The 13,825-nt window shown below is 68.2% G+C and carries 7 protein-coding genes; 3 read left to right on the plus strand and 4 right to left on the minus strand.

Annotation, left to right across the window (positions count from 1 at the left end):
* Positions 1–31: 31 nt before the first annotated feature.
* The gene (locus OVY29_RS12255) at positions 32–4,897 is read right to left on the minus strand and encodes a calcium-binding protein (RefSeq protein ID WP_313911483.1); all 4,866 of its coding nucleotides are present in this window, start codon (positions 4,895–4,897) and stop codon (positions 32–34) included.
* A 245-nt stretch (positions 4,898–5,142) separates the two neighbouring features.
* Between OVY29_RS12255 and OVY29_RS12260 the strand changes: the two genes are divergently transcribed.
* The 3 genes from OVY29_RS12260 (at position 5,143) to hutC (ending at position 9,560) form a co-directional block, all read left to right on the plus strand.
* Complete coding sequence (locus tag OVY29_RS12260) at positions 5,143–7,296, plus strand: type I secretion system permease/ATPase (protein ID WP_313911484.1); 2,154 nt, start codon at positions 5,143–5,145, stop codon at positions 7,294–7,296.
* Positions 7,293–8,687, plus strand: coding sequence for an HlyD family type I secretion periplasmic adaptor subunit (locus OVY29_RS12265; RefSeq protein ID WP_313911485.1), 1,395 nt, complete (start codon positions 7,293–7,295; stop codon positions 8,685–8,687). Before OVY29_RS12260 ends, OVY29_RS12265 begins: the two co-directional genes overlap by 4 nt.
* A gap of 111 nt (positions 8,688–8,798) precedes the next feature.
* Positions 8,799–9,560, plus strand: a complete 762-nt coding sequence (gene hutC, locus OVY29_RS12270) for a histidine utilization repressor (protein WP_081933083.1) — start codon at positions 8,799–8,801, stop codon at positions 9,558–9,560.
* A gap of 4 nt (positions 9,561–9,564) precedes the next feature.
* On the opposite strand, the gene OVY29_RS12275 is transcribed toward hutC, so the two are convergent.
* The 3 genes from OVY29_RS12275 to OVY29_RS12285 are packed head-to-tail and all read right to left on the minus strand — an operon-like array spanning position 9,565 to position 13,717.
* The gene (locus OVY29_RS12275) at positions 9,565–10,299 is read right to left on the minus strand and encodes a PepSY domain-containing protein (RefSeq protein ID WP_037555378.1); all 735 of its coding nucleotides are present in this window, start codon (positions 10,297–10,299) and stop codon (positions 9,565–9,567) included.
* Entirely contained in the window at positions 10,296–11,000 is a 705-nt protein-coding gene (locus OVY29_RS12280; protein ID WP_313911486.1) for a PepSY domain-containing protein, read from the minus strand. Before OVY29_RS12280 ends, OVY29_RS12275 begins: the two co-directional genes overlap by 4 nt.
* A gap of 14 nt (positions 11,001–11,014) precedes the next feature.
* Positions 11,015–13,717: a TonB-dependent receptor domain-containing protein gene (locus OVY29_RS12285; protein WP_037555376.1), complete on the minus strand. Its 2,703-nt coding sequence runs from the start codon at positions 13,715–13,717 to the stop codon at positions 11,015–11,017.
* Positions 13,718–13,825 lie beyond the last annotated feature (108 nt).

The following is a 13,825-nucleotide window of genomic DNA, read 5'->3' on the forward strand; positions in this document are numbered from 1 at the left end:
TGCGGGTTCCCTCGGCCGAACGGTGCGATGCTCAGCCGAAGACGAAGTCCGCCTGATCGAGCGCAGTCACCCCGCGCACGAAGATCGTATCGGTGCCGCCAAGCTGGACCGTCACCCCCGCGCTGCCGACGGTAAAGCGCAGCGCCTCATAGGCGATGTCGAAGGCGCTGAGATCGATCCGGTCGGCCTCGGCGCCGCCGCGCGTGAAATCGGTGATCTCGTCGGCGCCCGAACCGGCGGCGAAGACGAATCGGTCACTCCCGCCGCCGCCGGTCAGCTTGTCATTGCCCCCGCGCGCTCCGACCGCCATGGTCATTGCGTCGCCGTACAGCACGTCGTCGCCGAGCCCGCCGATCAGCGTATCCACGCCGCCAACGCCGCTTGCCGTCATGCTCATCCCGTCGCCGACCAGCACGTCGTCGCCCTCGCCGCCATCGAGCGTATCCCGCGCCGCCAACGAAGAAATCCATTCGGTATCGCCGACCAGAAGGTCGTTGCCCGCGCCGCCATAGAGCCGGTCGGTCTGCTGCCCGCCGTACAGCGTATCGTCATCGTCGTCGCCGTAGAGCGCATCCTCGTTCTTGCCGCCATCGAGCCGGTCGACGCCCGCCCCGCCACGCAGCGTGTCGTTGCCGGCATCGCCGGAGAGTGCGTCGTCGCCTTCGCCGCCGGTCAGCACATTGGCCCCGGCGCTGCCGAGCAGCACATCCGCAAAGGCCGAACCCTCGGCATTTTCGATAGCGATCAGCCGGTCGCCGGTGGCATCGCCGCCGGTCGCGGTCTGGCTGCGCAGGTTGACCAGCACACCGCCGAGCGAGCCGGCATATTCGACGGTATCCGATCCCGCGCCGCCGTCGAGCAGATCGCCGCCCGCGCCGCCGCGCAGCACGTCCGCGCCGTCGCCCCCGGCCAGCTGATCCTCGCCGCCGCCGCCGACGACGAAATTGTCGAGCGCATTGCCGGTCATCGCCGCGCCGATCGTCCCGGTATAGACCAGCTCCTCGATATTGGCGCCGAGCGTGTAGCTGCGCGCCGCGGTCCGGATGCGGTCGCGGCCTTCGCCGGCCGCCTCGATCACCTGGTCGCCGGCCTCGTAAACGACATAGAGGTCGTTGCCGGCGCCGCCGCGCAGCACATCGTTGCCGCTGCCGCCGTCGAGCTGGTCGTCGCCCGCGCCGCCGACCAGCACATCGCCGCCGCCGCGGCCGTACAGCGTGTCGCCCGCCAGCGGGTCGTCGCTGCCGGTGATGCTGTCGGCATAGTTGGAACCGATCACGATCTCGATGCCGGCCAGCCGGTCACCTTCCGCCTCGCCGCCGTGATTGACGTTGGTGACCAGATTCACGGTGATCGCGGCGGATTTGGTATAATCGACCTGGTCGCGCCCGGCCCCGCCGTCGAGCAGGTCCGCGCCCGCGCCGCCCACCAGCTTGTCGTCGCCGTCGAGACCGTAGAGCGCGTCGTTCAGCGCCTTGCCATAGAGGCTGTTATCGAGCGCGTTACCGGTGCCGGAGAAGCCGCCGCTACCGACATAGCTCAGATCCTCGACCCCGTCGGCGAGTGTCAGCGAGGACAGGCTGGTGCGCACGATGTCGATCCCGCCGCCGACCGCCTCGACCACCTGGTCGCCGGCGTCGTCGACGATATAGGAATCATTGCCCTCGCCGCCGATCATCACGTCCGCGCCCGCGCCGCCGTCGAGCGTGTCGTTGCCGCCGCCGCCCTCGATCCGGTTCGCATTCGCATCGCCCGTCAACGTGTCGGCGAAGGCGCTGCCCACCACCCCCTCGATTCCGGAAATGCTGTCACCCTGCGCGTCGCCGCCCGACAGGATATTGGTCGCGAGGTTGACCTTCACCCCCGCCGCGCTGCCCGAATAGACCAGGACGTCGAAACCGCCCGCGCCGTCCAGCCGGTCGCCCGCCGCGCCGCCGACCAGTATCTGGTCCGCCCCGTCGCCGATGATCGTATCGGCGAAGCCGGTGCCGATGAAATGCTCGACCCCGTCGAACCGGTCGCCCTCGGCATCGCCGCCGCCGCTCGCGCCGGTCTGGAGGTTGATCGAGACGGCGCTTGCATTGGCGCTATAGTCGACCGTGTCGATACCGGCGCCGCCGATCAGCATATCGGCGCCCGCCCCGCCCTCGAGCCGGTCGTCGCCGCCGCGCCCTTCGAGCCGGTCCGCTCCCGCGCCGCCATACAGCGCTTCGGCGCCATCCACGCCTGTCAGCGAATCGTCGAACGCCGAACCCACCAGCGCCTCGATGCTTACCAGCCGGTCGCCCGCCGCATCGCCGGTGCCGCCCTGTACCGACAAGGCAAGGTCGACTCGCACCGACGCGGCCGAACCCGAATAGTCGGCGGTGTCGAAGCCGTCGCGCCCGTCGAGCAAGTCCGCACCCCGGCCGCCGATCAGCAGGTTGTCGCCGGCGTCGCCGTTCAGCGCATCGTCGAACGCCGATCCGGTCAGGCCCTCGATCGCGGTCAGGCTGACCCCGCCCGAAACCGTGCCCGCCGCAAGGTCCGCCGTCACCATGTTCGCGCTGGCCGAAAAGTCGGCCACGTCGAACCCCGCTCCGCCGTCGAGCCGGTCCGCCCCGCCATCACCGGCCAGCCGGTCGTCGCCGGCACCGCCCGACAGGACATTGACCGCGCCGTCGCCGACCAACACGTCGTCAAACGCGCCGCCGACCAGATTCTCGATTCCCCCCAGCACGTCGCCCTCGGCATCGCCGCCGCTGCCGGTGCCGCCCAGCACCGCGGTCACCGCTGCATCGCTCGCCGAATAATCGGCGGTGTCAATTCCGGCGCCGCCGGTCAGCTGGTCCGCGCCTCCGCCGCCGGTCAATATATTGTCGAAACCGTCGCCGGTGAGCACATCGCCGAAACCCGAACCGATCAGTTGCTCGATCCCCTCGATCCGGTCGCCCTCGGCATCGCCGCCGCTTCCCGTGCCCGCGACAAGGTCGATGGTGACCGCCCCGCCGCTCGCCGAATAATCCGCGCGGTCGATCCCCGCGCCGCCGATCAGCGTATCGGCACCCGCCCCGCCGAGAAGCAGGTCGTCGCCGCCGCGCCCGTCGATGCGGTCGTCGCCCGCGCCGCCCTCGATCCAGTCCGCGCCGTCGCCCCCCGACAGCGTATCGGCAAAGCCCGACCCGCGCACCGCCTCGATGCTCTCCAGCCGGTCGCCCGCCGCCTCGCCGCCGCTCGCCGCGCCATTGGCGAGATCGACGACCACCGCCGCGGCGCTGCTGCCATAATCGACGCAATCGAACCCGGCGCCGCCGTCGAGCAGGTCCGCGCCCGCGCCGCCGTCGAGCATGTCGTCGCCCGATCCGCCCGAAAGCGCGTCGTCGCCCGCGCCGCCGAACAGCCGGTTCGCGCCCGCGTCGCCCGCAAGGACATCGGCAAAGGCCGATCCTTCGACCCCCTCGAACCCGTCGAACAGATCGCCTTCGGCATCGCCGCCACCGGCGGCGAGGCGCAACAGGTCGATCCGCACGCCCGCGGCGCTGCCCACATAGCTCAGCAGGTCGCTCCCCGCGCCGCCGACCATGATGTCGCGCCCGGCGCCGCCTTCGACGCGGTCGTCGCCCGAATCGCCGACCAGCATGTCGTCGCCCGCGCCGCCCGCGAGCAGATCATCGCCCGCCCCGCCGCTCAGCATGTCGCGCCCGGCGCCCCCCGCCAGCGCATCGGCGGCGGCAGTGCCCGCCAGCAGGTCGTCGCCCGCGGTCCCCGCCGTCACCGCGATACGCTCGCCGGTCAGCGTCAGCACCGATCCGGAGCCGCGCACCGACTGGGTCGTGCCGGATCCGGTGACGAATCCGAAATCCTCGACCGCCAGCTGGCCGTTCCGCTCGGCGAGGTTGAACAGGGTCGGCGAGCCCGGGTCGGAAAAAAACGCCCCGTCGATCGTCGCGCTCGCACCTTCGGCCAGCCAGATATGCTCGCGGTTGCCGCCCGCCAGCGGCGCGCCCGCGTCGAGGCTGACGATATTGCTCAGCACAGCGCCCGTGCCCCACAGCCGGATATTGCGGCCGTTGCCCGAAACGATCGCGCCGTCGATCACGATATTGTCGCTCTTGAGGTCGAGCCCGCCGTCGCTGTTGCCCGTGGCGATCACGTCGCGCAGCGTGATGTCATAGGTGCCGCGCTCGGTCGCAAACCCATCGCCGTTGCGATAGTCGTTCACCGTGTCGAGCGCGTTGCGCATCGCGACGCGATCGATCGTCACATCGTGCACGGTGTCGGTGAGATGCACGCCGATCGCGAAATTGTCGCCGTCCTGAAACCGGCTGTCGCCGCGCACATCCTCGATCAGAATGTCATTGCTGTTGTACTGGATGCGGATCGCGCCCTTGGAATAGCCGTTCACGGCGACGTCGCGGATCGTGAGGCCGGTGATCGTCGCGCTGGCGTTGGCGCCCGAGACCATATTGTCGAAGAAGCGGGCGACGTTCGTCGCCTCGACATGCTCGATCGCCAGGTTGCCGACGTCCGCGCCGACGCGAAAGGCCGTGCCGACATTCTGGAAAGCCAGATCGCTGAAGCGCAGATTGTCCGCGCCGTCGAGCAGCCGGAATATCTCCTCGCCCGGCGGCATGGCCGGGTCGAAGGGCTCGCTCCGCGTGCCGGTGATCGTCGCCGCCATCGCATTGCCCGCGCTGTCGACGCCGCGGACCGTCACCGGCGCGCTCGCCGTCCCGCCCGCGACGATCGCCAGCGCGCCGGCCGGCGCGGTATAAGCGCCCTGGTCGGCGAGCAGCAGCACCTCGCCGCCCGGCCCGGCCGCCGCGATCAGTTGCGGCAGATCCTCCAGCGTCGCGGCGTTCGCCGCGCTGGAGCCGTCGCCCGAGCCGCTGCCGGTGGGAGAGATGTAGAGGGTCGGCATGGCAGGGCTCCCGTCACAAGCTTGAAAAGCGACCCCCCGCAATCGCGAGCAGACAGCCCGCGACGGCATCCGGGTCAACCATATGCTGCGCCTGCGAAAGGCGAATCGCCCCTTTGCTCCGACGACCGGAGGCTCGGCGCCTTCGCTCGCCGGGATTTGGCCGCTACCAAGGACCGTGCCGGACGATTCAGCTTGCCGCACCCCGCAGATTATCACCGCCTCAAGAATCCGATCGGAGACCCACCGTGCAGCAGGACCTGTCCCCCGGGACGTCGCAGCCGCCCGCGGACAACGGGCTCGCCGCCTTCGCGCTGATCCTCGCCATGCACCGCATCGCCGCCGACCCCGTCGAGCTGCGCCACGATCTGGGTCATGCCAACCCCGTCACCGAATCCGACCTGTTACGCCTGGCAAAGCGCATCGAAGGCGTCCGCGCCCGCGCCACCACCGGCGATTTCGAGCGATTGCAGCGCCTTCCCATGCCGGTGCTGGCCGGCGGGCCCGAGGGCTGGTTCGTGATCGGCCGCGTCGGCGAGGACGCCGTGGCCGTCCAGCGCCCCGGCGCCGAGATCGAGCGCTGGGATCGCAGCGCGCTGGAAGCCCGCTGGTCGGGCGCCTTGCTCCTCGTCGCGACGCGCGATGCCGCGCAGGTCGCCGCGCCCGCCTTCGACATGACCTGGTTCGTCCCCCAGATCGTCAAATATCGAAAGCTGATCGGCGAGGTGCTGCTGATCACCCTCGCGCTCAACCTGCTCGGGCTCGCGGCGCCGCTCTTCTTCCAGAACGTCGTCGACAAGGTGCTCGCCCACAACAGCCTCGCCACCCTCCAGGTGCTCAGCATCGGTCTGGTGATCGTCTCGCTCTGGGAAGTCGCCTTCGGCTGGCTGCGCACCCGGCTCTATTCGGAGACCAGCCAGAAACTCGACGTCGAACTGGGCAGCCGCCTCTTCCGCCACCTGCTCCGCCTGCCGCTCGCCTATTTCGAGAATCGCCGCGTCGGCGACACCGTCACCCGCGTCCGCGAGCTGGAAACGGTGCGCGAGTTCATGACCAATGCCTCGCTCACCGTCCTGATCGATCCGCTGTTCACGATCGTCTTCCTCGTCGCGATGTGGCTCTATTCGCCGCTCCTCTTTGTCATCGTCGCGCTGACGCTCCCCGCCTATGTGATCGTGTCGCTGCTCGTCACCGGGCCGCTGCGCCGCCGGCTCGACGAAAAATTCGCGCGCGGCGCCGCGAACAACGCGCTGCTCGTCGAAAGCGTCTCGGGCATGCAGACCCTCAAGGCCGCCGCGGTCGAGCCGCAATGGCAGGAGCGCTGGGAACGCCAGCTCGCCGCCTACAGCGCCGCCAACCAGCGCGTGATCAACCTCGGCAATTCGGGCAGCCAGGCGGTCCAGCTCATCTCGAAACTCAGCCTCGCCGCGATCCTGTTTTTCGGCGCGCAACAGGTGATCGCGGGCGCACTGACGATCGGCGGGCTGGTCGCGTTCAACATGTTCGCGCAGCGCGTCTCGGGCCCGGTCATCCGCATGGCGCAGCTCTGGCAGGACTTCCAGCAGGTCCGCCTCTCGATCGCGCGGATGGGCGACATCCTCAACACCGGCGGCGAGCCCGGTGCCGGATCGCGGACCGCACTGCCCGCGCTCGCCGGCCATATCCGTTTCGAAAATGTCCGTTTCCGCTATGCCGCCGACGGTCCCTGGACGCTCGACGACATCGACATCGACCTGCCCGCCGGCGCCACGCTCGGCATTGCCGGCGCCTCGGGCTCGGGCAAATCGACGCTCACCAAATTGCTCCAGCGCCTCTATCTGCCCGCCAGCGGCCGGGTGCTTGTCGACGGCGCCGACATCGCCCAGATCGACCCCGCCTGGCTGCGCCGCCAGATCGGCGTGGTGCTGCAGGAGAATATCCTGTTCAACCGCTCGATCCGCGAGAATATCGCGCTCGCCGATCCCGCGATGCCGATCGAGCGGGTGATGACCGCCGCGCGGCTCGCGGGCGCGCATGATTTCATCCTCGCGCTCCCGCACGGATATGACACGATCGTCGAAGAGCGCGGCGTCAACTTCTCGGGCGGCCAGCGCCAGCGCCTCGCCATCGCTCGCGCGCTGATCACCAATCCGCGCATCCTGATCCTCGACGAGGCGACCTCCGCGCTCGATGCCGAGAGCGAGGAGATCGTCCAGCGCAATCTGAAGGCGATCGCCGCGGGCCGCACCGTGCTGATCATCGCGCACCGCCTTTCGGCGATCCGCCAGTGCGACCGCATCCTGACGCTCGACAAGGGGCGCATCGTCGAGAGCGGCACGCACGACGAGCTGCTCCGCCTCGGCGGGCGCTATGCGGCGCTCCATCACCGCCAGATCGGCGTCCAGGCGGGGGCGGCGGCATGAACGCGATCGCCCGCCACTGGACCGCCGTCCGCGACGCGCTCGACAATGAACGCGTGCGCTCGCGCGCGGTTCTGCGCACCGAAGAGACCGACTTCCTTCCCGCCGCGCTGGAGGTGGTCGAGCGCCCGGTGTCGCCGACCGCGCGGGTCACCGCCTGGCTCTTGCTCGGGCTGCTGGCGGCCGCGCTGCTCTGGCTCGTGCTGGGCCGGGTCGACGTCGTCGCCTCGGCGCCGGGCAAGCTGGTTCCCGCCGACGACGTCAAGCTGATCCAGCCCGGCGCGGCGGGGATCGTCCACGCGATATTGGTCCGCGACGGGCAGACGGTGCGCGCGGGCCAGCCGCTGGTCGAACTCGATCCCACCGTCTCCGATGCCGACGCGGCGCAAGCCCGCAAGGCGCTCGAGACCGCCGAACTCGACGCCGCGCGGCTTCGCGCCATCCTCTCCGCGCTCGACGGCCGGGGCCTGCGCTTCACGCCGCCCGCCGGAACCTCCTCCGAGGTCGCCGACACCCAGGTCGCGCTCGCCCGCGCCCAGCTCGCCGAGATCCGGGCGGGCAGCCAGACGCGCGCCGCCGACACCCGGGCCGCGCGCGCGAGCCGGGCCGAAGCGCAGATTCAGGCGGACAAGCTCGACGAAACCCTCCCCCTGCTCGACGAGCAGATCGCCGCCAACGAGAAGCTGCTGGAGAAGGGCTATGTCTCGAAGCTGCGCGTGATAGAGATGCGCCGTCAGCGCATCGCCGCGGCGCGCGACCGCGACGCCGCCCTCGCCACCGCCCGCAAGGCCGACGCGCAGATCGCCGCGGCGGGCGGCAGTTTCAGCCAGTCCGCCGCAGAGGCCCGCGCCCGTATCCTCGCCGACCTTGCGAGGGCCGAAAGCGACGCACGGCTGCGCAAGGAGGAGCTGACCAAGGCGGCGAAACGCAGCAGCCTCCAGCGGCTGGTCAGCCCGGTCGACGGCACGGTCACGCAGCTGGCGGTCCACACCGTCGGCGGCGTCGTCGAAGCGGCCAAACCGATCATGGTGATCGTGCCCGCGCGCGGGAAGCTGATCGCCGAGGTGACGATCGCCAACAAGGATGTCGGCTTCATCGCCGCCGGCCAGCCCGTCGCGCTCAAGGTAGAGGCCTTTCCCTTCACGCGCTACGGCGCGGTACCGGGCAAGCTCGAGCATATCAGCTCGGACGCGGTACAGGACGAAAAGCGCGGACTGATCTACACGGCGCGGGTGACGCTGGACCGCGCGACGATCGTGCGCGATGGCAGGGCGATTCCTCTCACCCCCGGCATGGCGGTTACCGCCGACATCCGCACCGGCCGACGCTCGCTCGCCTCCTATCTGCTGAGCCCGATCGACGAGATCCGCACGACGGCGGCGCGCGAGCGATAGCGCCCCGGAAGTCGGGTAACGCGCGCGGCGGCAACGCCAATCTTGACGGCGAAGCGATTGGAACGATTGGAATCGGGATGGTTTCACCTGTATAGACGGGTGATGGATCTTATGCCTCGACGAAGCTCGAACAACACCAGGCGGTCTTCCGGCCGCGCTTCCCCGGACACCCCTCCGCGCTACGCGGCGATCAAGCAAAGCATCCATGATGCCATCCGCGACGGGCGCTTGAAACCGGGCGACCGCGTGCCGTCGGAGGCCGATCTGGTCGGACAGTTCGACGTTTCGCGCATGACGGCAAACCGCGCGCTCCGCGAGTTGCAGGCCGCGGGCATCATTGTCCGCCGCGCCGGCAGCGGCTCGTTCATCGCCGAACCGAAGCCGATCGGACATATGATCGAAATCCGGAACATCGCCGAGGAAATCCGCGGGCGCGGCCATGACTACCGCGCAAGGGTCATCCAGAATATCGAGGAAAAGGCGGGCGCCGAAACCGCCGTGTTGCTGGAGGTGCCGGTGGGCACGAAAATCTTCCACTCGATCATCGTCCACCACGAAGCCGAGTTCCCGATTCAGCTCGAGGAACGCTTCGTCCTCGCCTCGGTGGCGCCCGACTACGGCCGGATCGATTTTACGCAGATGACGCCGAACGAGTATCTGACGCGCACCGCGCCGCTCGAACGGGTCGAGCACCGCGTTTGCGCGACGATGCCCGACGCGCGCACCCGCGGCATGCTCGGCCTCGACGAGAATGAGCCGGTCCTGCGAATGACCCGGCGAACCTGGAGCCGCGGGCGGCTGGTGTCGCACGCCTGGCTTTCCCATCCCGGCACGCGTTTCGAGCTTTCGGCCGCCTTCTCGGTCGACGACTGACGCGTCAGGACGTGCTGCGCGTCACCACGGGCTTGCGGCGGCGGCGAAGCCAGCGAAAATCGGCGCGGCTGAAGCTTTTGAACAGCAGGTAAAAGCCCGTCCCCGACAGCCAGAGCGCGCCGAAGCCGACGAGGATGATCAGCGGGTGGTTAAAGCTCTTGCGGTTCAGATAGTCCATATTGTGGAGCATCCAGAAGAAGTCCCAGGTGCGCCAGGTGTCGCCGCGCATCACGAGGAAGCGCGCGGTATCGAGCGTGACATAAGCGCTGCTGTTTTCGGCATCGGCGAAATCGACACGCCACATCGCGCCTTCATGGTCGCGCGATTCGAGATTGGGCTTGGCGATCGCGCTCACCTTGCGGACCGGCGCCTCGTTCATCATCATCGCGACCGCGCGCGCCATGTCCTGATCGACGCGGATATCCTCGCCCGTCGTCGCATCGACAAGGCGGGTGCCCTTCGCGCTCTCGACCTCATAGACCGGCCGCGCGCCGAGATCGCGCAGCACCACTCCCGTCACCGGCTCGCCGTCGGGCAAGGCGGCGACATCATAATATTCGCCCGGCGGCAAGGGGTGCGAATGCGACATGCCGCCGCCGTGGCCGCCGACCTTGTCCTTGTCGAGCAGCGCCATCACCGAACCGCTGAGCGCCCAGAGGAGGAATTGAAGGCCGAGGATCAGCCCGACCCATTTGTGGATGCGCCGGAACAGCAGCGGCGACAGGCGAAGCTTTTTCATGCCTTTTTCCTCTTGCGGCGCGGGAAGGACCAGATCAGCAGCCAGGCGCCGGTCGCCGCCATGGCAAAGGTGCTCCAGGTCGCGACGCGAAGCAGCGGATTGTTGACGTCGGTGCGCTCGTCATAATCCATGATGTGCAGCATCCACGCGAAGTCAAAGACACGCCACAGCGCGTGGCGGCGCGAGATGAGCTCGCCCGTCGCCGGCGACAGATAGAGCGTCGGCCGGTTCCAGCCTTCGAAAACGACCTGCCAATAGGGTGGCTTGCGCGCCTGCATTTCCTGGGGCGCCTCGGTCAGCAGCCGAACCGAAACGATCTTGCCGTCGCCCGTATAGATGCGCCGCGCCTGTTCGCGCACCTGCGTCTCGGTCAGCGCGGGCAGCGGCGCTCCGGTGCGCGCATCGAACAGGCGCGCGCCGTCGGGCGTCTCGGCGCGCCAGACCGGCCGGCCGGAAAACCGCTGGAGGCGCATTTCCGAGACGCCCGGCGCCGCCGCGACGATCTTCGACGGCGCGGCAAGCCCGTCGAGGTCGAACGGCTGGGCAACCGGCGCGCGCACCAGATCGTCGCCGTGGATGATGTCGATATGCACCGCCACCATGTAAAAGCCGGTCAGCGTCCAGAGCAAAGCCTGGACCCCGACCACGAGGGCCAGCCATTTATGCGTCCGGCGAACGACCAGCGGCCAACGAATTGCCATGCTCCCCTGCCCCTTTAAAAGGCGGTACGGAAGCCGACATAGAAGCGCCGGCCGAGCAGATCATAGGTCATCGTGTCGGTGTTCGCATCGGTGAAGCTCTGGATATAGGGCGCCTTGCGATCGAACAAATTGTCGACGCCGAGCTGGAAACGCGTCTTCTCGTCGATCTCGTAGGCGAGCTGGAGATTGTGATAGAAGACATTCGGGGTGCGATAGCCGATCTCGCCGGGCGCGGCGTTGAAATCGGTCGCCTTGCCGATCCACTGCGTCGACCAGGTCGCGCTGACCCCGTCCTTCTCGGCCGTCAGCACGCCATAACCGCGCCACTTCGCATAGCCGCCGTTGCCGCCGCCGATGAAACCGTCGAAATCGATCGGGGCGCCGCCGGGGAAGGGCAGCACGACATATTTGTTGAGGTAGGTCAGGTTGACGTCGAGCGAGAGGTTCACGCTGCCGATGCCACCGGCATAGACGAGCCCCAGATCGAGCCCGTTCATTTCCTCGCGGCCGGTGTTGATCGGCTGCGCGGAGAGGAAGGTCACTTCGCCGGTCAGCGTGCTGCGCGTGAAATCGTCGCAGAAGGGATGCGACAGATTCTGGCTCGCGTAACAGATCGACAATTTGGTCGAGCCGGGAATCGCGCGGATCGCGTCCTTGATCTTGATGTCGAACCAGTCGGCGGTCAGCGACAGGCCGGGCACGATGCTCTTGGGCGAGATGACCGTCCCGACGGTCCAGGTCGTCGAGCTTTCGGGCTTCAGATTCTCGTTGCCGCCGACCGTCGTCAGGATCGTCGTGCCGAGCTGGACGTAATTGGCGGGCACCCCCGAGGCCTGGCAATTGGCGATCAGCGTCGCATCGCCGCTGGTCGAATAGCGCGAGCAGGGATCGGTCGTCGTCAGATTGCCTTCCGAAACGCCGCCGTAAAGTTCGGGCACGTTCGGGATGCGGAAGCCCGTGCCATAGGTGCCGCGCAGGCGGAAGCTGTCGCTGATCATCCAGTCGAGGCTCGCCTTGTAGTTCCAGTCGCTGCCGAACAGGTCATAATCGGAAAACCGCACCGCACCGCCCGCGGTCAGCGCTTCGAAAAAGGGCGTGTCGGCGAGGATCGGGACCGACAGCTCGAGATAGGCCTCCTTCGCCGTGGTCGAACCCGAGATCGGATCCTGCTGGTTGGTGTTGGCGATGCCGAGCACGGTCAGGGGATCGGGGTCGCGCCAGCCCTTTTCCTTGCGGTAGACAAGCCCGGTCGCGAACGACACCGGGCCGGCGGGCAGGTTGAACAGGTTGCCGTTCAAATCGGCGGTGACCGTCGCCAGCTCGTTGCCGCCGCGATCGCGCGAGGTGAAGAGGATATAGTCGAGAACCTCGGGCGTCAGATCGCCGAAGCCCAGATAATCGGCACACGGGATCGAGGCGCCCGCCGCCAGGCTGCACTTGCTCGTGTCGAGCGTATTGGCGACGCGCTCGAGATTGGCGATATTGGTCGAGCCGTCGACCGCCGTGTTGCGCCCGAACGCGCCCGCGACTTCCCACGCCCAATCGTTCGACAATTTCCCGCGCAGCCCGAACGTGCCCTGCCAGGTGTCGGTTTCCTGAAAAAACTGGCGCGGCCCCGGTTCGGCGAGGCGGCGCTGGATGAGCACGATATTCTCGCCCGTCGGGTTGGTGGGGTTGCTCGCGGCGATCGACAGGTTGCGCAGCGTTCCCGGGGTCGCGATCTGGTTCGACTTGCGGAAGGTATAGAGGAACTCGCCGAACGCCTCGATATTGTCGCTGAGGTCATAGTCGGCGAAGAAGGCCGTGCTGACGCGCTCGACCGGGCTCACCGCGTTGAGGAACGGGTTCGAATTGAAATTATGCTTGGCGGGGCTGTAGGGCTCGAAGAAATCGCCGTCGCCGCCGGGCTGCTGGTTGAAATTGATCTGCTGCCCGTTCGGGAGCACGGCGCGCCCGCCGATCGTCGAGGCGCTGTTGACGCAGCTCAGCGCGCCCGGGGTCGTTTCGGCAAGCGAACAGGGCGCGCGCGTCGCCATGTTGACCGCCCGCGTCTTTTGATAGGTGACCGCGGCCATGAAGCCGCCGCGATCACCCCGGACGCCCCACAGGAGATCGGCGGTAAAGTCGGACCCGTCGCCCCTTTCGGTGATGCCCTGGCGCACGCTCAGGCCCAGACCTTCATAGTCGGTGCGGGTCACGAGGTTGACCACGCCCGCCATCGCGTCGGCGCCGTAGATCGCCGAGGCGCCGTCCTTGAGCACGTCGGTGCGCGCGAGCGCCGCGACCGGGATCATGTTGAGGTCGGGCGAGGAGTTCGCCCCGGTGCCGCCCGCGACGAGGCGGCGGCCGTTCAGCAGCACCAGCGTGCGCTTGATGCCGAGGCCGCGAAGGTTGACCTGCGCCGTGCCATAACCGTTGTTCGCCCAATAGGCCGAGGTCTGGTTGCCCGCGAAGCCCGCGTTGGCGGGCAACCGCTGCAACACGGTTTCGATATTCACGAGGCCGGTATTCTCGATCTGTTCGGCCGAGACGACGGTCGCGGGCCCGACGCCCGCAAGGTCCTGCCGCCGGATGCGCGACCCGGTGACGACGATGTCGTCGGGGCTCGCCGCGCTTTCGGCGCCGCCGTCGGCCGGCGCTTCGGCCTGCGCGAAGGCGGGCGTGGAAAGGCCGGCGGCGAGCGCGGCGCTGGCGAGCAAAACTGTCCTGATCGTCATGGCAAACCCCCATCTGGTTTTGTGCATGGCGGCAGAAAGCATCAATTGTATATACAGGTCAACGGAAATTTCGTTTTTATTTCAATATCTTATTGACGCTTTCGCAGG

The organism is Sphingopyxis sp. SE2 (genome assembly GCF_032227185.1).
Lineage (GTDB): Bacteria > Pseudomonadota > Alphaproteobacteria > Sphingomonadales > Sphingomonadaceae > Sphingopyxis.

Excerpts from the sequence above, each read along its gene's own strand:
- OVY29_RS12255 (WP_313911483.1), bottom strand. The coding sequence starts at position 4,897 with ATGCCGACCCTCTACATCTCTCCCACCGGCAGCGGCTCGGGCGACGGC.
- OVY29_RS12265 (WP_313911485.1), top strand. The coding sequence starts at position 7,293 with ATGAACGCGATCGCCCGCCACTGGACCGCCGTCCGCGACGCGCTCGAC.
- hutC (WP_081933083.1), top strand. The coding sequence starts at position 8,799 with ATGCCTCGACGAAGCTCGAACAACACCAGGCGGTCTTCCGGCCGCGCT.
- OVY29_RS12275 (WP_037555378.1), bottom strand. The coding sequence starts at position 10,299 with ATGAAAAAGCTTCGCCTGTCGCCGCTGCTGTTCCGGCGCATCCACAAA.
- OVY29_RS12280 (WP_313911486.1), bottom strand. The coding sequence starts at position 11,000 with ATGGCAATTCGTTGGCCGCTGGTCGTTCGCCGGACGCATAAATGGCTG.
- OVY29_RS12285 (WP_037555376.1), bottom strand. The coding sequence starts at position 13,717 with ATGACGATCAGGACAGTTTTGCTCGCCAGCGCCGCGCTCGCCGCCGGC.